16 protein-coding genes and 1 pseudogene are annotated in these 18,366 nt (G+C 76.7%); 9 read left to right on the top strand and 8 right to left on the bottom strand.

Features of this window, described 5'->3' with window-relative positions; genetic code table 11:
* The first annotated feature begins 18 nt into the window (after nt 1-18).
* Nucleotides 19-921, top strand: a complete 903-nt coding sequence (locus ACI8AB_RS13430; protein WP_456950517.1) for a pseudouridine-5'-phosphate glycosidase — start codon at nt 19-21, stop codon at nt 919-921.
* Nucleotides 918-1,799, top strand: coding sequence for a carbohydrate kinase family protein (locus ACI8AB_RS13435; protein WP_456950569.1), 882 nt, complete (start codon nt 918-920; stop codon nt 1,797-1,799). The genes ACI8AB_RS13430 and ACI8AB_RS13435 overlap by 4 nt, the downstream gene beginning before the upstream one ends.
* A gap of 20 nt (nt 1,800-1,819) precedes the next feature.
* Here the strand turns inward: ACI8AB_RS13435 and ACI8AB_RS13440 are convergent, their stop codons facing one another.
* The 3 genes from ACI8AB_RS13440 to merB form a co-directional block, all read right to left on the bottom strand.
* Nucleotides 1,820-2,134, bottom strand: coding sequence for a DUF3099 domain-containing protein (locus ACI8AB_RS13440; RefSeq protein ID WP_387990813.1), 315 nt, complete (start codon nt 2,132-2,134; stop codon nt 1,820-1,822).
* Between the two features lie 232 nt (nt 2,135-2,366).
* A complete protein-coding gene (locus tag ACI8AB_RS13445) occupies nt 2,367-2,984 on the bottom strand; it encodes an HhH-GPD-type base excision DNA repair protein (protein ID WP_456950518.1) in 618 nt (205 codons plus the stop codon).
* A 103-nt stretch (nt 2,985-3,087) separates the two neighbouring features.
* A complete protein-coding gene (merB, locus tag ACI8AB_RS13450; protein WP_456950519.1) occupies nt 3,088-3,747 on the bottom strand; it encodes an organomercurial lyase in 660 nt (219 codons plus the stop codon).
* Between the two features lie 456 nt (nt 3,748-4,203).
* On the opposite strand from merB, the gene ACI8AB_RS13455 reads away from it, so the two are divergent.
* Nucleotides 4,204-4,626, top strand: coding sequence for a CBS domain-containing protein (locus ACI8AB_RS13455; protein WP_387990805.1), 423 nt, complete (start codon nt 4,204-4,206; stop codon nt 4,624-4,626).
* A 748-nt stretch (nt 4,627-5,374) separates the two neighbouring features.
* On the opposite strand, the gene ACI8AB_RS13460 is transcribed toward ACI8AB_RS13455, so the two are convergent.
* Nucleotides 5,375-5,842: an alpha/beta fold hydrolase gene (locus tag ACI8AB_RS13460; protein ID WP_456950520.1), complete on the bottom strand. Its 468-nt coding sequence runs from the start codon at nt 5,840-5,842 to the stop codon at nt 5,375-5,377.
* A gap of 34 nt (nt 5,843-5,876) precedes the next feature.
* Nucleotides 5,877-6,245 (bottom strand): annotated as a pseudogene (locus tag ACI8AB_RS13465) (alpha/beta fold hydrolase); the annotation flags it as partial.
* A gap of 737 nt (nt 6,246-6,982) precedes the next feature.
* Between ACI8AB_RS13465 and dtd the strand changes: the two are divergent.
* The 4 genes from dtd to ACI8AB_RS13485 all read left to right on the top strand — a co-directional run bounded on the left by dtd (nt 6,983) and on the right by ACI8AB_RS13485 (nt 10,061).
* The gene (gene dtd, locus ACI8AB_RS13470) at nt 6,983-7,402 is read left to right on the top strand and encodes a D-aminoacyl-tRNA deacylase (RefSeq protein ID WP_456950570.1); all 420 of its coding nucleotides are present in this window, start codon (nt 6,983-6,985) and stop codon (nt 7,400-7,402) included.
* Between the two features lie 247 nt (nt 7,403-7,649).
* Complete coding sequence (gene sigB / locus ACI8AB_RS13475; protein ID WP_387990790.1) at nt 7,650-8,633, top strand: RNA polymerase sigma factor SigB; 984 nt, start codon at nt 7,650-7,652, stop codon at nt 8,631-8,633.
* A 164-nt stretch (nt 8,634-8,797) separates the two neighbouring features.
* A complete protein-coding gene (locus ACI8AB_RS13480) occupies nt 8,798-9,349 on the top strand; it encodes a TIGR03086 family metal-binding protein (protein ID WP_456950521.1) in 552 nt (183 codons plus the stop codon).
* Nucleotides 9,350-9,416: 67 nt separating this feature from the next.
* Nucleotides 9,417-10,061 carry a dihydrofolate reductase family protein gene (locus ACI8AB_RS13485; protein ID WP_456950522.1) on the top strand — a complete coding sequence of 215 codons (645 nt, stop codon included), beginning with the start codon at nt 9,417-9,419 and terminating at the stop codon, nt 10,059-10,061.
* Between the two features lie 86 nt (nt 10,062-10,147).
* On the opposite strand, the gene ACI8AB_RS13490 is transcribed toward ACI8AB_RS13485, so the two are convergent.
* Both ACI8AB_RS13490 and ACI8AB_RS13495 read right to left on the bottom strand, forming a co-directional pair.
* Nucleotides 10,148-12,853: a bifunctional acetate--CoA ligase family protein/GNAT family N-acetyltransferase gene (locus ACI8AB_RS13490; RefSeq protein ID WP_456950523.1), complete on the bottom strand. Its 2,706-nt coding sequence runs from the start codon at nt 12,851-12,853 to the stop codon at nt 10,148-10,150.
* Nucleotides 12,846-14,027 carry an acetoin utilization protein AcuC gene (locus ACI8AB_RS13495; protein ID WP_387990780.1) on the bottom strand — a complete coding sequence of 394 codons (1,182 nt, stop codon included), beginning with the start codon at nt 14,025-14,027 and terminating at the stop codon, nt 12,846-12,848. The genes ACI8AB_RS13490 and ACI8AB_RS13495 overlap by 8 nt, the downstream gene beginning before the upstream one ends.
* Before the next feature lie 213 nt (nt 14,028-14,240).
* Here ACI8AB_RS13495 and ACI8AB_RS13500 point away from each other — a divergent pair, with 213 nt between their 5' ends.
* Nucleotides 14,241-14,948, top strand: coding sequence for a metal-dependent transcriptional regulator (locus ACI8AB_RS13500; RefSeq protein ID WP_387990778.1), 708 nt, complete (start codon nt 14,241-14,243; stop codon nt 14,946-14,948).
* 164 nt (nt 14,949-15,112) lie between these two features.
* Nucleotides 15,113-17,194, top strand: coding sequence for a S9 family peptidase (locus ACI8AB_RS13505; protein WP_456950524.1), 2,082 nt, complete (start codon nt 15,113-15,115; stop codon nt 17,192-17,194).
* A gap of 6 nt (nt 17,195-17,200) precedes the next feature.
* On the opposite strand, the gene ACI8AB_RS13510 is transcribed toward ACI8AB_RS13505, so the two are convergent.
* Nucleotides 17,201-18,283, bottom strand: a complete 1,083-nt coding sequence (locus tag ACI8AB_RS13510; RefSeq protein WP_456950525.1) for a DUF4192 domain-containing protein — start codon at nt 18,281-18,283, stop codon at nt 17,201-17,203.
* Nucleotides 18,284-18,366 lie beyond the last annotated feature (83 nt).

The raw sequence follows: 18,366 nt of genomic DNA on the forward strand, positions 1-18,366 counted from the left end.
CGTGCTGCCACCGCACCCGTGACCCTCTCCCCCGAGGTGGCCGAGGCGCTCGACGCCGGCGCCCCCGTCGTCGCCCTGGAGAGCACGCTGCTCGCCCACGGCCTGCCGCGGCCGGACAACCGCGCCGCCGCCGACGACGTCGAGGCGGCCGTGCGGGCGGGCGGCGCGGTGCCGGCCACGATCGCGGTGCTCGACGGCGTGCCGCACGTGGGGCTGACGGCCGAGCAGGTCGACCGGGTGTGCGCCGACCCCGACCTGGCCAAGCTCGGCGTCCGGGACCTGCCGGTGGCCGCCGCGCTCGCCCTGTCCGGCGCCACCACCGTCTCGAGCACCGCGCTGCTGGCGGAGGCCGTGGGGATCGGCGTGTTCGCCACCGGCGGCCTGGGCGGGGTGCACCGGCAGTCGGCCGAGACCTTCGACGAGTCCGCCGACCTCACCGCGCTCTCGCGCACCTCGCTGGCCGTCGTCTGCGCCGGCGTGAAGTCCATCCTCGACGTCCCCGCCACGCTGGAGCGGCTGGAGAGCCTCTCGGTGACCGTCGTCGGCTACGGCACCCGCACCTTCCCCGGCTTCTACGTCGCCGACTCCGGCGCCCAGGTGGACTGGGCGGTCGAGTCCCCCGAGCAGGCGGCCGCGGTGCTCGCCGCGCGGCGCGCGGTGGCGCCGGGCGCGGTCGTCGTCGCCAACCCGCTGCCGGCCGACGAGCAGCTGGACCCGGAGCTGCACGCCCGGGTCATCGCCGACGCGCTGGCCGCCGCCGAGGCCGCCGGGGTGCGCGGCAAGGCGGTGACGCCGTTCGTCCTCGACCACCTGCACCGGGCCAGCGAGGGCGCGACGCTCGCGGTGAACGTGCGGCTCGTGCTGCGCAACGCGGAGCTCGCCGGGCGGATCGCGGCCGCGCTGGCCGCCGCGGCCCGCTGAGCACCCGCCCGGTCGTCGTCGTCGGCGACCTGGCCACGGACGTCGTCGCCGTCCTGTCCGGCGAGCCGGCGCCGGGCTCGGACCGGCCGGCCGCCATCCGCACCCGCGGGGGCGGGGCGGGGGCCAACGTCGCCGCGCACCTGGCCGCGCTCGGGGTGCCGGTCACCCTCGCCGGGTGCGTGGGCGACGACCCGGCCGGCGCGGCGCTGGTGGCCGGGCTCGCCGCCGCCGGGGTGGGCCTGGCGGTGCGGACCGTGCCCGGCGCGGCCAGCGGGACGATCGTCAGCCTGGTCGAGCCGGACGGGCAGCGGAGCATGCTCGCCGACCGCGGCGCCAACCTGGACCTGCGGCCCGACGACGTCCCGCCGCCGCTGCCCGGCGCCCACCTGCACCTGTCGGGCTACACGCTGCTCGACGAGCGCCCCCGCGCGGCCGGGCTCGCGGCGCTGGCCGCGGCCCGGGCGGCCGGGTGCACGGTGTCGCTGGACCCGGCGTCGACGGGCCCGCTGGCCGGCTACGGCGTGGACCGGTGGCTGGCCGACACCGCCGGCGTCGACCTGCTGCTGCCCAACGCCGACGAGGCGCGGCTGCTGTCGGGCTGCGCGGACGTGACCGACGCCGCGCGGGCGCTGGCCGCCCGGCACGGCGCGGTCGCGGTCACCCTCGGGGGCGACGGGGCGCTGTGGGCCGCCGGGACCGCGGTGCTGCACCGCCCGGCGCGCCCCGCCCGGGTCGTGGACACCACCGGCGCCGGGGACGCGTTCACCGCCGGGCTGCTCGCGGTGTGGCTGGGCGGGCCGGACGCCGACCCGGCCGCCGCGCTGGACGCGGGGCTGGTCCGGGCCGCCGAGGTGGTCGGCCGGCCGGGCGCGCGCTGAGGAGGCTCGGAGGCCGGGGCTCAGCCCTCGATGACGGTGCCGCCCTCGATGGCGCGCCGGCGGCGGGCCGGGTCGTCGAGGATGCGGTCGGGCTGCGGCGCCCGGTACCGGTGGGCGTCGAGCTTCTTCTTCGGCGGCCGGTCGTTGGCCATGACCACGGCGATCCACGGCAGCACCGTGCCGAGGACGGCGAACACGATCGCCAGCCACAGGATCTGGTAGGTCGCCGCGGCCAGCACCAGGGCGACGGCGCGGACGGCCATGGTGAGGACGTACCGCTTCTTCCGGGCCGCGTGCTGCTCGGCCAGGCTCGGTTCTGCCTGCGTGATGAGCACCGGCTCCGACCGTCGGGGTCGTGCGGACTGCTGGCTCGAGGCCACGGACACCCATCCCCTCCGCCGGCCCGGGGCCCGACGCTGTCGCCTCGCGGCCGGGTCCGGTCCCTGCTGGCCGGCCCCGGGGATCCCCGGTCCGGCCCCCATGGTGCCACCGGGACAGGGGCTGTGCAGGTGCCTCCGCGGACGATCGCGGGCCAGATCCAGCGTGTCGCGACGGACTCCCCGCCGCCTATCCGGCGGCCTGCTCCGCCGCCTCCTCGGCCGCCTGCTCGGCGGCCTGCTTGGCGGCCTGCTTGGCGGCCTGCTTCGCGGCCCTGACCTCGGCCAGCGACTCCGGGCCGGTGATGTCGGCGACCGACCGGCGCGAGCCCTCCTCGCCGTAGGACCCGGCCGCCTCGCGCCACCCCGGCGGGGTCACGCCGTACTGCTTGCCGAGCAGCGCCACGAGGATCTTCGCCTTCTGCGCGCCGAAGCCGGGCAGCTCGCCGATCCGGCGCAGCAGCGCGGCGCCGTCCGGGACGCCGTCCCACAGGCCCTCCGCCCGGCCGTCGTAGCGGTCGACGAGCAGCCGGCACAGCGCCTGGGCGCGCTGGGCCATCGAGCCCGGGTAGCGGTGCACGGCCGGCGGCCCCTGGAACCAGGCGAGCAGGACGTCGGGGTCGGCGTCGGCGATCGCGGCCGCCGAGAGGGTGTCCACCCCCATGCGGTCGGCGAGCAGCCGCGGGCCGGCGAAGGCGCGCTCCATCGGGAACTGCTGGTCGAACAGCATGCCGAGGACGAGGGCGAGCGGGTCGCGGCCGAGCAGGTCGTCGGCGGCGTCGTCCTGGGTGATGCGGAGGCTCGGCACGCCCCCGATCCTGCCGCACCGTGCGACGAGGGCATCCGGAGCGATCACCGACCTCGACGCAGGCCGACCCGGAGGAGGTCGAGGGGACCCGCCCGTCGGCCCCTCAGAGCCCCCAGAAGGGGCCGGAGAGACCGACGCTGCGCATGTAGTCGGCGGCCCGGGAGGGCTCGCGGCGGGTGTACCCGCGGTCGAAGCGGCCGGTGTACCAGTCCGAGGCGAGGCGCCAGAGCGTGGTCAGGTCCATCACGTAGCCGCGGTCGTTCCCGGTCCGGTCGAGCCACGCGTCGACGCACGTCTCGCCGCAGAAGATCCGCTGATGGCCGCAGGTGCGGACGACGTCGTCCCAGATCCGCGCCGCGGGGACGAGGAAGTGGGCGACCTGGTCCCCCTCCGGCGGTGCGGTGCGCGTGACGTTCCACGCGTGCGGGGCCGCGCAGGCGGGGCAGGTCGTCGCGACGAGCAGTGCCGGTTCCCGGTGGAGCAGGTGGGGCATCGCGAAGGAGTCCCAGGCGCAGCCACCCCACCACAGCGTCGAGCTGCCCATCACGGAGAAGCCGAGGGGGATGGCCGAGAAGGGGTGGGCCATGACGATGCTGCCGCCCTGGTCGAGGACCAGGTGCCGCGCGGCCGCGAGCTGCTCCAGGGCGTCGCGGATGCGCTGCGGTGACACGTCGAACCGGTGGGCGAGCTCGTCGGGAGCCGGTGGGCGGCCCTCCAGGGCGAACCCGGTGTAGACGGCCAGGCGGACGTCCTCGAGGTCCATGCGACCCTCCTTCGCTCGGCAGGCGTCATCCCCGGTCCCGGTGCTGCGTGACGGTCGCGGACGCGGCGGTCCGACGGTCCGGGAGCCGGGTCGGTCCGGCCCACGGACCGGGGAGCGCCGGTCGCCCGCTGCTCCGCGGCCGTCTTCGACGCCTTGCCCGACGACCCGGACGCGCCCTCGCGCACGGGGTCGGGTCCAGGACCGGGGGCGCCGGACCCGCGCGGAACGAGTCCACGTCGGCGACCCGACGCCGCAGTTCCCCAGGGACCGTCACGCTCGACCTCCGCGTCTCCCTGCAGCCTACGGTCGTCCGCTCCTCCCGCACCGCTGCTCGGGCACCGGGAGGAGGCCGGGCCCCGGTGCTGCTGGTGCCGCGCCCGTGCTCGGGAGCAGACTCGTGTCGAGCCCCTGGAGGGCTCCCCTTCCTGCGGCGGCCCCGCTCGAGAGGAGGACCCGATGACTACGACCACCACCGGCCACGTGACCGTCGGCGAGGTGATGCGGCCCCCGGTGACGACGGTCGAGCGCGACGCCCACGTGGCCGCGGCCGCGTGGCTGATGAAGAAACACCACGACAACGCGCTGGTCGTCGTCACCGACGGCGCGACCCAGGAGCCGGTCACCCTGGTCTGCGACGGCGACGTCGCCCAGGCGGTCGCGGACGGGCGGGACCTCGAGCAGGTGCGGCTCACCGACCTGCCCCTCCTGCCGATGGTGCTGGTTGCGCCGGACACGCCGGTCGCCGACGCCGCGGAGCAGATGCTCGCGGCCGGCGTCGTCTACGCGCCCGTGGTGCAGGACCGGCGGCTGGTCGGGCTGGTCGACCTCCCCGCCGTCTGCCGCGGCCTGCTCGCCGAGCGCGCGAGCGGCGGGGCATAGGGCCCGACGTCAGGCGGAGACGGAGAACGGCGGCCGGCTCCCGGGCACGTCGCGCAGGACGGGGACGCCGCGGTCGTCGGAGGCGAGCCCGAGCCGACGACGAGGTCCCGGACCGTGCCGGAGACGAGCACCTCCCCCGGCGCGGCCTCCGCCACGACCCGCGCCCCGATGTGCACCGCCAGGCCGCTCACCCCGCCGCCGTCGGTCCGTTCCACCTCCCCGGCGTGTCCCCGGCGTGCACCCCCGCCCGCACCTCCAGCCCGACGGTGGTGGCGGCCTCGCGCACCGCGATCGCACACCGGATGGCGCGCGCCGGCCCGTCGAAGGTGGCGAGGAGCCCGTCCCCGGGGACGTCGACCTCGTGCCCGCCCCAGCGGGACAGCTCCGCGCGCCGGGGCGAGGAACCGGTCGCGGATGGAGGCCCAGGCGGCGTCGCCGACCCGCGCGACGAGCTCGGTGGAGCCCGCCGCGTCGACGAACAGCACCCGTCGACAGCACCGTCGTGGTGGGGTGCGCCGCCGGGCGGGTGCCGGCCGATGCCGATCGGGATCACCAGGTCACCGCGGCGGTGCGGCACCAGGGTCGGCACCCGGATGGAGGGGAGCACGTCGCGCAGGTCGATGCGCGGGTGGAGCTCGGACGTGCGGCGGCCGTCCCGGGGCTGGCGCCGAGGCGCTGCAGCGTGCCCCACCAGGCGCGCAGCGCCGTGTCGCCGCGGCGTCCCGGGGCTCACGGCACGGTCCCGGGCTCACGGCACGGCGAGGAGGAAGCGGCGCACGGCGGCGTCGAACGCCGCGGGGGCCTCGAGGTTGACGACGTGGCCGACGCCGGGGAGGAGCACCAACTGGGATCCGGGGATCGCGGCGTGCAGCGCCTCGGCCACCGGCCGCGGCGCCCGCACGTCCTCGGTGCCGTGGAGCAGCAGAGTCGGGACGGCGACGGTCGGCAGCACGTCCCGCAGGTCGGCGTCGGCGAACGCGGTGAGCATCGACCGCGTCCCGGCCGGACGGACGTCGAGCACGACCGCGCGGACGAGGTCGAGGGTCTCCTGCGGCACGGGGCCGGCGAAGAAGCCGGGCAGGTAGCCGTCGACCCACTCGGCCGGGGGGCGGTCGAGCTCCGCGCGCACCCGCCGCAGCCGGGCCTCGACCTCCTCCGGGGGCAGCGACCCCTTCCACCCGGCGTAGGCGGAGGCGAGGACCAGGGAGCGGACCACCTCCGGGTGGCGCTGCCACACCCGCGAGCGCGAGCCCGCCGCCGAACGACAGGCCGCACAGGTGCACCCGGCCCAGGCCGAGCCCGCCGACGAGCGCGGCCACCGCGTCGGTGTACCCGGCCAGCGTCAGGTCGGCCGGCGGGTCGGGGGACGCACCGCAGCCGGGCGCGTCCCAGGCGACCACGTCGAACCCGTCCGACAGCCCCTCCAGCTGCGGCCGCCACTCCCGGCCGTCGCTCCACGCGCCGTGCAGGAGGAGCAGAGGCGCTCCTGCACCCGCACGGTGGTAGGCGATGGTCCACCCGCCGGCCTCGACGACGTCCACGGCGGCCCCTCGACGATGCTGCTGGCCGTGGTGCGGGGCGGCTGCCGCCCCGCGGGCCGAGCGTCCCACCGGGGCCACCGGGCGTCGAGACGCCGGTCGACGGTGACCGGAGGACCCTGGTGCGACCGCCCCTGGACGCGGGGTGCCGCCTGGCCGACCCAGAGACCGGGTCGGACCGTCGTGGTCACCGCCACCACCGGTGGGTCGGCATCCGGGACGGGCGGTGCGCGCCCTGCTCGAGACGTGCGCCGGACACCGTGGTCACCTCCGGCCGCGACGGCCTGGCCGGACACCCCGACCACGCGGCCGTGTCGGGCTGGGTCGAGCGGGCTGGGTCGAGCGGGCTGGGTCGAGCGGGCTGGGTCGAGCGGGCTGGGCGGGCGGACGGGGGCCGCACCCTGCTGCTGCAGGCCACGCTCACGGGGAGCTTCCACCGCCACCGGGGACCGCTCGTGGAGCGCTCCGCCGTCTGGGTGCCCGGGGCCCATCCGCCGTCCGTGCCCGACGCGGAGGTGCCCCTGCAGGTCCGCGCGCACGGTCGGACCGCGCGTCGCGAACCGGAGGCCCTCCGGGCGCACGCGTCGCGGACCACGGTCCCCCGGAGTCCGTCGGGGAGGACACCCACCTCCGCTGGTGGTCGGAGGAGGGCTCCGTCCGGGTCCCCGCTCCGCCGGCGGTTCTCGTCCCCACGCCCCGGGCCCCGGGTGGTGCGGTTCCGCGGGGGGTGTCCGGTGGGGCGGCCCGCTGACCCGTTCCGCCCAGGGGGGTCCTGTCGCCGCGCACCGCTCGCGCAGGATGGATCGGTGCGCGCGGTGGTGAGCAGGGTGTCCTCGGCCTCCGTGACCGTCGACGGGGCCGTCGTCGGGGAGATCGGGACGGGCCTGCTCGCGCTGGTCGGCGTCGGCCGGGACGACGACGCCGACCGGGCCCGCGCCCTGGCCCGGAAGGTCCACGAGCTGCGGGTGTTCCCCACCGGGGACGGCGCCCGCTCGGCCGGCGACCTCGGCCTGCCGGTGCTCGTGGTGAGCCAGTTCACCCTCTACGCGGACACGCGGAAGGGCCGCCGCCCGTCCTGGGACGCCGCCGCGCCCGGGGACGTCGCCGAGCCGCTGGTGGACGAGGTGGTGGCGGAGCTGCGGCGGCGCGGGGCCGGCGTGGCGACCGGCGTGTTCGGCGCGCGGATGGCGGTGGCGTCGGTCAACGAGGGGCCGATGACCTTGCTGCTGGAGGTCTGACCCGGCGACCGGACGGGTACGGGTGGTGACCGAACACACGGCCTGTGCGTTCACTGTGAACCCGGGCCGCGTGGAACACCCGGCCCCGTCGGGACCGTTGTACGGGGCGAAACACAACGGACCACAACGGACGAACGAACCGTGGGGGCCCCGCCGGACAACGGAGCCCCACTCCCGACGCGGGTGCGCCACCGCCACCGGACAGCCGGCGGTGCATCCGAACTCCGAGCAAGGACGAAGACATCCCGTGACGCTCCTCCAGTCTTCCCCCAGTGACGCCCTCGAGGTCCGCTCGCCCCGCCGCGAGCCGGACACCAGTGGCCTGGTGTCGACCGACCTGGTGCGCGTGTACCTCAACACCATCGGCAAGACCGCCCTGCTGACCGCCGAGCAGGAGGTGGAGCTGGCCAAGCGCATCGAGGCCGGCCTCTACGCCGAGCGGCTGCTCGCCGAGCGGCAGCTCACCCCTGCCCTGCAGCGCGACTACAAGGCCCTCGCGGTCGACGGCAAGGCCGCCAAGCGGCACCTGCTCGAGGCCAACCTGCGCCTGGTCGTCTCGGTGGCCAAGCGCTACACCGGCCACGGCATGACGTTCCTGGACCTCATCCAGGAGGGCAACGTCGGCCTCATCCGCGCCGTCGAGAAGTTCGACTACACCAAGGGCTTCAAGTTCTCGACCTACGCGACGTGGTGGATCCGCCAGGCGATCACCCGCGCGATGGCCGACTCCGGCCGCACCATCCGGCTGCCCGTGCACCTGGCCGAGCAGGTCAACAAGGTCGTGCGGACCCGCCGGCGGGTGCACCAGGAGCTCGAGCGGGAGCCCACCGCCGAGGAGCTCGGCCTCGAGCTCGACATGACGCCCGAGCGGGTCACCGAGCTGCTTGAGTACAGCCGGGACCTGGTCAGCCTCGACCAGACGGTCGGCGCCGACGAGGAGTCCCGCCTCGGTGACTTCATCGAGGACGCCGACGCCGCGGTGGCCGAGGACGCGGTGGCCTTCCAGATGATGAAGGGCGACGTGCGCAACGTCCTCTCCACGCTGGAGGAGCGCGAGCGCGACGTGGTCGTGCTGCGCTTCGGCCTCGACGGCGGCCAGCCCCGCACGCTCGAGCAGATCGGCAAGCAGTTCGGCCTGTCGCGCGAGCGGGTCCGCCAGATCGAGCGCGAGACGATGGCCAAGCTGCGCGACCCGCAGCGCGCCGACGCCCTGCGCGACTACCTGGCGTAGACGAAGGCCCCCTCTGCCCCGACCGCTCGCACGCTCGCGGCGGGACCCCGCAGAGGGGCCGCACCGAGAGCCGGCTCCCCCTCGCGGGGAGCCGGCTCTCGGCGTTGACAGGGGTCGCGACCCGGGCCAGGCTCGTGCTCAACCGAACGGTTGAGGAGGCGGCCATGGCGGGCACGGCGGAGCGGTGGGCGAGGCTCGCGGACGACTTCGGCCGCAGGGTCGACGGCGTCCCGGCCGGACGCTGGGACGACCCGGCGCCGTGCGAGGGCTGGGTGGCCCGCGACGTCGTCCGGCACCTGGTGGAGTGGATGCCCGCGCTCTACTTCCCCGCGGTGGACCTCCCGCTGCCCGCGCACCCCCCGGTCGACGACGACCCCGCGGGCGCCTGGCGGGCCACCGACGCCGCGATCCGTGCCCTGCTCGCCGACCCGGACCTCGCCCGCCGGCCGACCGGCACCCGGGCCGGGGACATGCCGCTCGAGGACCTCGTCGCCATGACCGGCCTCATGGACCTCCTGGTGCACGCCTGGGACCTCGCCCGCGCCACCGGCCAGGACGAGACGATCGACGCCGAGGAGGCCTCGGCGTTCCTCGCCGGCATCGAGCCGTGGGACGCCGCGCTGCGCGGCAGCGGCCACTACGGCCCGCGGGTGACCGTCCCCGACGACGCCGACGACCGGGTGAAGCTGCTCGCCTTCACCGGCCGCCGTCCCTGAGGCAGGCGCGCCGATGAGTTCCGGCGCCGCCGGCGGTCAGCCCCTCGTCGACACCGAGGGAGGGACCGTGGGCCAGCTGTTGAGGGTGCAGAACTTCACCGTCTCGAGCGACGGGTACGGCGCCGGCGAGGGCCAGAGCCTGGAGCGGCCGTTCGGGCACGCCGACCCCATGACGTTGATGGCCTGGGCGGTCGCCACGGCCAGCTTCCCGAACCGCACCCGGCCGGGCGGCAGCCGCGGCCTGGACGACTACTTCACCCGCGACTTCGCGCACGGCATCGGCGCCGAGATCATGGGCCGGAACAAGTTCTCGCCCCACCGCGGCCCCTGGGAGGACCTCGAGTGGCAGGGCTGGTGGGGCGAGGACCCGCCGTTCCACACGCCGGTCTTCGTGATGACCCACCACGTGCGGCCGTCGTTCACGCTGTCGGACACCACGTTCCACTTCGTCGACGCCGACCCGGCCACGGTGCTGGAGAAGGCGCGCGCGGCGGCCGGCGGTGCCGACGTCCGGCTCGGGGGCGGCGCCACGGTGATCCGCCAGTTCCTCGACGCCGACCTCGTCGACACGCTGCACGTCGCCGTCGCACCGGTCGAGCTGGGCGCCGGCTCCCGGCTGTGGACCTCGCCCGACGAGCTGCTCGACCGCTTCCACCACGAGGTCGTCCTCAGCCCGAGCGGCGTCACCCACCACCTGTTCTGGCGGAGGTGACGCACCCCGCGGTGTCGTGCCCGAGGGGGCCGGAGGTCTCCGCGGGCGGTGTCGGCCGGAGGCCGACGGTGTGGTCAACGGTGTGATCAGTCGCGCATGCGGCGGGGACCCGGATCGACCCGGGCGGTCGGCGGCCCGACGCGCACGGTGCCGCCGGCGACCACGAGCGACCGGCCGCCGTGCCAGGGGTTCGCCGGGCCGACGATCACCGGCGACAGGGCGAGGCCGAGCACCTCGGGCAGGTCCTCGGCGAGCCGGGCCACCCGCAGCAGCAGGTCCTCCAGCGCCGCGACGTCGACCCGCTCGGCCCCCCGCCAGCCGTCGAGCAGCGGCCACGCTCGGGGCGCGCGGACCAGCTCGGCGGCGTCGAGGTCGGTGAGCGGCAGCGTGCGGTAGGCGCGGTCGCCGAGCAGCTCGGTGGCCACTCCCCCGAGGCCGAAGCTCACCAGGGCGCCGAACGACGGGTCGTCGACGACCTCGATGACGGTGGCCACGCCGGGCGCGGCCATCTCCTGCACGATCACCGGGTCGCCGGCCGGGATGGCCTCGAACGCGGCACGGACGGCGCCGGCGTCGGGCAGGTCCAGCCGCACGCCGCCGAGGTCGGTGCGGTGCCGCAGCCACGGCGCCGTCGACTTGAGCACCACCGGGTAGCCGATCGCGTCGGCCGCGGCGACCGCCTCGTCCGCGGTGGTCGCCGTCCGCGTGCCGAGCAGCGGCACCCCGTAGGCGCCCAGCAGGGCGATGACCTCGTCGTCGCGGAGCTGCCGCCCCCCGGGGGACCCCGCCATCGCGCCGAGCACCACCGACCGGGCCCGGTCGGCGTCGACGCCGGGCAGCTCGGGCACGGTGCCGGCCGGCCGGCGGCGCCAGCGGGCGTACTCGGCGACCCGCGCCAGCGCGATGACCGCCCGCTCCGGCGTCGCGTAGGACGGGACCGAGCCGCGGGCGGGCATGCCCTCGTCGTCGGGCACGGTGAGCTCCGGCGGGATGCCCTCCGCCGACAGGAACGTCGCGAGCACCGGCTTGGCCGAGCCCCGCGACACCTCGCGCAGCGCCCGGCCGTACGCGTCGGGCGAGGTCCGCACCAGCGGCGGGAGGAACACCGCGACGACGGCGTCCACCCCGTCGTCGTCGACCGCCTCCTGCAGCGCCGCGCGGAAGGCCTCCGGGGTGCCGGCGGTGCCGATGTCGACCGGCGCCTCGTGCGCCAGGGTCAGGCCCTGGTCGAGGACGGCGTCGGCGACCAGCACGCCCAGCGCCGTGGAGTTGCCGACGACGGCGACCCGGTCGCCCGCCGGCAGCGGCTGGTGGGCCAGCAGCATGCCGACCTCGAACAGCTGGGCGACGGTCTCCACCCGGATGACGCCGGCCGAGGCGAACAGCGCCGCCACCGACTGCTCGGGCACCGCGACCGACGTGCCGGCCAGGCCCGGCGTGAGCCCGCCGTGCCGGCCGCTCTTCACCGCCACCACCGGCTTGGTGCGGGCGACGCTGCGCGCGAGCCGGGCGAACTTGCGGGGGTTGCCGAAGCTCTCCAGGTGCAGCAGCACGACCTCGGTGCCCGGGTCGGTGGCCCAGTACTGCAGCAGGTCGTTGCCGCTGACGTCGGCGCGGTTGCCGGCCGAGACGAAGCTCGACAGGCCGATGTTGCGGCTGGCCGCCCGCTCCAGCAGGGCCACGCCGAGCGCGCCGGACTGGGCGAAGAAGCCCACCCGCCCGCGGCCGGGGACCCGCGGGGCGAGGCTGGCGTCGAGCCGGATCGCCGGGTCGGTGTTGACGATGCCCAGGCAGTTGGGGCCGACCACCCGCATGCCCGAGGCCCGCGCCGCGGCGACCAGCCGCCGCTCGGCCTCCCGGCCCCCGGGCCCGGTCTCGCCGAACCCGCCGGAGATGACCACCAGGCCGCGGACCCGCTTGCGCCGGCAGGCCTCCACCACGTCCGCGACCTCGTCGGCGGGGACCGCGACGACGGCGAGGTCGACGTCGCCGGGGACGTCCTCGATGGAGGCGTAGGCGGGGACGCCGCGCACGTGCCGGGTGCCGGGGTTGACCGGGTAGACCGGCCCGTCGAAGCGGTAGTCGAGCAGGTTGCGCAGGACGAGGTTGCCGATCTTGCCCTCGTCGTTGCTGGCACCGACCACCGCGACCGACGACGGGGTGAGCAGCCGCGCGATCGACCGGGACTCGCTGCGCTGCTCGCGCTCGTAGGCGACCGCCAGCGAGGTCTCGGTGGGGGCGATCGGGAAGGTCAGGTGGACCACGCCCTCCTCGTAGGAGCGGCGGGCCTGGTAGCCGGCGTCGAGGAAGACCCGGACCATCCGGCCGTTCTGCGACAGCACCTCGGCGACGAAGGTGGTGATGCCGCGCTCGCGGGCGGCGGCGGCCAGGTGCTCGAGCAGCACCGAGCCGAGCCCGCGGCCCTGGTGGGCGTCCTCGATGAGGAAGGCGACCTCGGCCTCGGTGGTGCCCGGGAGGCGGTCGTAGCGGCCGACGCCGATCAGCTGGTCGCCGAGCAGCAGGACGAACGCCACGCGGGTGTCGTGGTCGACGTGGGTGAACCGGTGCAGGTCCCTGTCCGACAGCCGCTTCATCGGCCCGAAGAACCGGTAGTAGCGGGTCTGGTCGGAGCTGCGGTCCATGAGCCCGGTCAGCCCCTCGGCGTCCTCCGGGCAGATCGGGCGCAGGTGCACCGTGCCGCCGTCCGCGGCGACGATGTCGGCCTCCCAGCGCGCGGGCGGCTGCGGCGCCACCTCGGCGGGGGCCTGGTCGACGGTCTGCTGCTCAGTCACGGGGGTCGTCCGGGTCGAGGCCGAACCAGGGGAAGGACGCCTTGCGGGTGCGGGAGATCGCCCGGTCGACGCGGGACTCGGTGAACGGGTCCCACGCGGAGAAGCCGGTGTAGCCGCCCTCGGTCATGTGCGTGGGCGGCCGGGCCCGCAGCCCGCGGGCGACGACGTCGTCGCGCCAGGACTGCGGGATGGCGGTCACCGGGTCCAGCCGCTCCCCCGACGCCTCGGCGAGCAGGTGCGTCCAGGCCCGCGGCACGCAGCGCACCAGCCCGTACCCGCCGCCGCCGAGGGCGACCCAGCGGCCGTCGCAGACCTCGTGCGCGAGCTCGTGCACCGCCCGGTAGCTGGCCCGCTGGCCGTCGACGGTGAGCGCGAGGTCGGCCAGCGGGTCCTCGTGGTGGGCGTCGCAGCCGCACTGGGTGACCAGGACCTGCGGGGCGAACGCGCGCACCACGCTGGGGACGACGGCGGTGAAGGCGCGCAGCCAGCCGGAGTCGTCGGTGCCGTTGGGCAGGGCGAGGTTGACCGCGGTGCCCAGCGCCTTCTCGGGGTCGCCGGTCTCCTCGGGGAAGCCGGTGCCGGGGAACAGCGTCAGCGGGGTCTGGTGGACGCTCACGGTGAGCACCCGCGGGTCGTCGTAGAACGCGGCCTGCACGCCGTCGCCGTGGTGCACGTCGAGGTCGACGTAGGCGATCCGCTCGTAACCCTGGCCGAGCAGCCAGGCGATGGCGATCGCGGCGTCGTTGAACACGCAGAAGCCCGAGGCGCGGTCGCGCATGGCGTGGTGCAGGCCGCCGGAGATGTTGACCGCGTGCTGCGCCCGGCCGGAGTGCACCAGCTCGGCGGCCTGCACGCTGCCGCCGGTGATGAGCGCGGCCGCCTCGTACATGCCCTCGAAGACCGGGTTGTCGGCGGTGCCCAGGCCGAACGCCTCGTCGGGGTGGGTGGGCGCGCGCCGCACCGCCTCCAGGTAGGCGGGGTCGTGCACCAGGGTGAGCAGGTCCTCGCCGGCCGGCGTGGGACGGACCACCTCCACCCGGCCCGGCGCCAGCACGCCCAGCCCGTCGGCCAGCCGCATGGTGAGGTCCAGCCGCACCGGGTGCAGCGGGTGGTCACCGCCCATCGTGTAGCCGAGCAGGGCGTCGTCCCAGACGACGGCCACCGAGTCGCTCACGAGCCCTCCCTGTCGCCGTCCCCGCCGGGCGCGCCGCCCGGGCCGGTGCCCGCGCGGGTGGTGCCCGGTCCGGACGCTACCGCCGCGCCCTCCGGCCGTCCCCTCCACGGCACCGCGGCCGTGACCCCGGTCGCCCGCCCGGGAAGCCCGTCCGCGATCCCCGGAACGGGGCGCCGCGCACCGTACGATCGGGTCCGACACGGAGGAGTGCCAGTGAACGACCTCATCGACACCACCGAGATGTACCTCCGCACGATCTTCGAGCTGGAGGAGGAGGGCATCGTCCCGCTGCGGGCGCGCATCGCCGAGCGGCTGCACCAGAGCGGCCCGACGGTGTCCCAGACCGTGGCCCGCATGGAGCGCGACGGCCTGCTGACCGTCGAGGGCGACCGCCACCTGCAGCTGTCGGAGACCGGACGCGCCCTCGCCACCGCGGTCATGCGCAAGCACCGGCTGGCCGAGTGCCTGCTCGTCGACGTCATCGGCCTGGACTACGCCGAGGTCCACGAGGAGGCCTGCCGCTGGGAGCACGTCATGAGCGAGGCGGTGGAGCGCCGGCTGCTGTCCCTGCTCGGCAACCCGACGGTCTCGCCCTTCGGCAACCCGATCCCGGGCCTGGACGCGCTCGGCGGGGAGACCTCGGCCGTCCTCGACGCCCTGACGCTGCTGTCGAACACCGCGACCGCCGAGGGCCGGCAGGTGACCATCCGGCGGATCAGCGAGCAGCTCCAGGAGGACGCCGCGCTGCTCCGGCAGCTCGCCGACCAGGGCATCCGACCCGGCGCCACGATGGTGGCGCAGTCGGTGAACGGCACGATCAGCCTCGACGGGCACCCGCTGCCGCAGGGCGTGGCCCAGCACCTGTTCGTCTCGGCCATGGACGAGGACCTGACCCCGGTCGAGGCCGCCGCCCAGCTCTGAGAGGACCCCGCCGCCGACGCCTCGCGGGCTCGGCGCGGGGCCCCGCAGCGGGGCCGTCCCAGCACGTCACCGAGCCCGGCGCCCGGTCCCCCGCTCCGGTGGGGGACCGGGCGCTGCTGGTTACGGTGGGCGGCACCGTCCCGTCGTCCCCGCGAGGAGCCCCGGTGAGCCCGTCCGACGCCGTGCCCGAGACCGCTCCCGATCCCGATCCGGCGCACCCGTTCGCCCGGCTGGCCGACTTCGTCGCGATCCCGCGGGTGACCGGCCTGGCGCTGGCCCACGACGGCCGGCTGGCGGTCTCGGTGCAGACCCTCGACGCCGACCGGAAGAAGTGGGTCTCGGCGCTGTGGGACGTCGACCCCGACGGGCACCGCCCGCCGCGCCGGCTGACCCGCAGCGCACCCGGGGAGGCGGCGCCGGCGTTCGCCCCGGACGGCACGCTGCTGTTCCTCTCGGCCCGCCCCGACCCCGCCGCCGGCAAGGACGGCGGCGACCCGAAGCCGGCGCTGTGGGCGCTGCCGCCCGGCGGCGGGGAGGCCCGGCCGGTGGTGACCCGCCCCGGCGGCGTGGGCGGGTTCGCCGTGTCCGCCGACAGCGGTGAGGTCGTCGTCGTGGCCTCGACCATGCCCGGCGCCGCTGACGCGGACGAGGACGAGCAGCGCCGCAAGGCCCGCACCGACGCCGGGGTGTCGGCGGTGCTGCACGAGGCCTATCCCGTCCGGTACTGGGACAGCGACCTCGGGCCGGCGGCCCCGCACCTGTTCTGGGCCGGCGCGCTGCCCGCGGAGGACCCCGCCGGCGAGCCGGCCGGGCCGGTGCCGCTGCGCGACCTCACGCCCGACGCCCTCCCGCCGCTCGGCGCCGGGGAGGCGGTGGCCCTCTCGCCCGACGGCCGGCTGCTGGTGCGCGTGGACTCCGTCGCCGACGGCCCGGCCGGCCGGCGCGACCGGCTGGTCCTCGTCGAGACCGCGACCGGTGACGGCCGGGTCCTGGTCGACGACCCGCTGGCCGACGTGTACGCCGCCGCGTTCTCCCCCGACGGCGCCTGGGTGGTCTGCGTGCGCGAGTCGATGACCACCTACGCCGAGCCGCCGGACTACACGCTGCTGCTGGTCGACGTCGCCTCCGGGGACGCCCGCGACCTGACCCCGGACTTCGACCGGTGGCCCAGCGCCCCGCAGTTCAGTGCCGAGGGCGACGCCGTCTACTTCCTCGCGGACGACGACGGCCGGCACGCGCTGTTCCGGGTGGAGCTCACCGGCGGCGCCCCGGTCCGGCTGACCGCCGACGGCGCCTACAGCGACCTGCGGGTGGCCCGCGACGGCAGCGCCCTGTTCGCGCTGCGCTCGGCCTACGACGAGCCGCCGGCGCCGGTGCGCCTGGACCCGCGCGCCACCGGCCAGCACCCCGAGCCGCTGCCCGCCCCCGGCGCGCTCGGGCCGCTGCCCGGCACCCTGCACGAGGTGCGCGCCACCGCCGCCGACGGCGCCGAGGTGCAGTCGTGGCTGGTGCTGCCCGAGGGTGCGGGCGCCGAGGACCCGGCGCCGCTGCTGCTGTGGATCCACGGCGGGCCGCTGATGAGCTGGAACTCCTGGTCGTGGCGCTGGTGCCCGTGGGTGATGGCCGCCCGCGGCTACGCCGTCCTGCTGCCCAACCCGGCGCTGTCGCAGGGGTTCGGCCAGGACTTCGTCCGCCGCGGCTGGGGCGAGTGGGGCGGTGCGCCCTACACCGACCTGATGACCGCCGTGGACGCCGCCCTCGAGCGGCCCGAGGTGGACGCGGAGCGGACCGCGGCGATGGGCGGCTCCTTCGGCGGCTACATGGCCAACTGGGTGGCCACCCGGACCGACCGTTTCCGGGCGATCGTCACCCACGCGAGCCTGTGGGACCTCGACTCGTTCGTCGGCACCACGGACGCCGCCTACTACTGGGAGCGGGAGTGGGGCGCGCCGCTGGTCGAGCCCAAGCGCTACGAGCAGAACTCCCCGCACCGGTTCGCCGACGCCATCCGCACGCCGGTGCTGGTGATCCACGGCGACAAGGACTACCGCGTGCCGATCGGCGAGGGCCTGCGGCTCTGGTACGACCTGCAGAAGCGCGGCGTCCCGTCGAGGTTCCTGTACTTCCCGGACGAGAACCACTGGGTGCTCACGCCCGGGAACGCGACGGTCTGGTACGAGACGGTGCTCGCCTTCCTCGCCGAGCACGTCCTCGGGCAGGGGTGGCAGCGCCCCCAGCTCGTCTGAGCCCGCTCACCCGGCCTCCTCGAGGGTGCTGCTGATCAGCACGCGCAGCTGGGCGGGCGGCAGGCACTGCGCCAGGCCGTCGGCGAGCAGCCGGGGCAGCCGGGCGTCCGGGTCCGCGGCCAGCGCGCGGTCCAGGGCCACGTTGGCCGTGGCGCCGTCGCCGCGCAGCCAGGCGCTGACCGCGAGCAGCGTGGCCGGCGGCCCGTCGAGCGGCACCGGCGCGCGGCGGGTGCACTCGGTCCACAGCACCTCGGCGGCCGCGGCGTCCTCGCCCAGCGCGAGACCGAGCGCGCGGTCGCGGACGTCGGGGACGGTGAGCCCCCACAGCACCCGGGCCACCCGGGCGTCGGCGAGCCGGGTGGCCGCGGTGGCCGGTCCGGGCCGGCAGTCGGCCAGGGCCGCGGCGATCGCCGCGGCGGCCTCCGCGGCGACCGCGTCCCGGCCGAGCGCCCGGAGCCGGGCGGCGTGCTCGCGGCCCTCCGCCAGGCAGGCCGCCGCCATCGCGGGCGCCGCCGGGTCGCCGTCGGGCGGGGTGATCCGCGCGGCGAGCGCGGCGCGATCGGCGGCCAGGACCGCGCCGCCGGCCACCGCCGCGGCGGCCAGCGGGCTGGCGCCGGCCGGCAGCGGCGTCCCGGAGCCGGGCTCGCAGCACGGGTACGGGCAGTCGTAGTCCCACCAGCGGCCCGACCGGACCAGCAGCGCCTCGCGCACCGGCACGTCCCGGGCGTCGAGGGCGAGCACGAGCTCGTGCACCAGGTCGCGGTGCGGGAGCTCCGGGGCCGGCTCCCCCGGCCCGGACGGGAGGACGGATACCGACCGGTCGTCGGGGGCCTCGGACACCACCGCCAGCAGCACCGCGACGGGGTCGTCGCTGAGCACCTTCCCGGCCAGCGTGACCGCCAGCGCGCGGGCCGCGGCGGGCGGCGGGAGGTCGGCGCGCACGGTGAGGCCGACGCGGCTGCCGTTCGGGCCGCGCAGGCCGACCAGCACGATCGACTCGGCGGGGTGGAAGCCGAGCAGGTGGGGCAGGGCGGCGGCGACCTCGCCGGTGTCGCCGAGCCGGATGACGGGGATGGGGGGTTGGTCCACCCGGCCGACCCTGGGGCCGGACGGGCCCTCGCCGGGCTCGCGCAGGGTGCCTGTGGAGGGGGCCGCCCCTGTGGACGGCCGGG

The sequence above is a fragment of the Geodermatophilus sp. SYSU D00698 genome (genome assembly GCF_054050335.1).